We start from the raw sequence: 254 nt of genomic DNA on the forward strand, positions 1-254 counted from the left end.
TTACAGGTACAGCAGAACCTGGTTCAACAGTAACAGTAACTTATCCGGACGGTAGTACAGCAAGTGTTGTAGCAGGACCGGATGGTAGTTGGACTGTGCCAAACCCTGGCTTAAATGATGGCGATACAGTAACGGCAGTAACAGAAGATCCTGCTGGCAATACATCAGGCCCAGCAACAGCTGTGGTTGATGCGGTTGCGCCGACAGTAGCGCTTAACGATGTATTGACCAATGACAGTACACCTGAGTTAACC

Annotated in this window: 1 protein-coding gene; it reads left to right on the plus strand. The window is 49.2% G+C overall.

The genetic code is table 11. The features are described 5' to 3' along the window. On the plus strand, nt 1–254 hold a 254-nt coding region (locus B806_RS0105000), incomplete at both ends, for an Ig-like domain-containing protein (RefSeq protein ID WP_017402708.1).

This window comes from Acinetobacter sp. TG2027 (assembly GCF_000302435.1).
In the GTDB taxonomy this organism is placed as follows: Bacteria; Pseudomonadota; Gammaproteobacteria; order Pseudomonadales; family Moraxellaceae; genus Acinetobacter; species Acinetobacter pittii.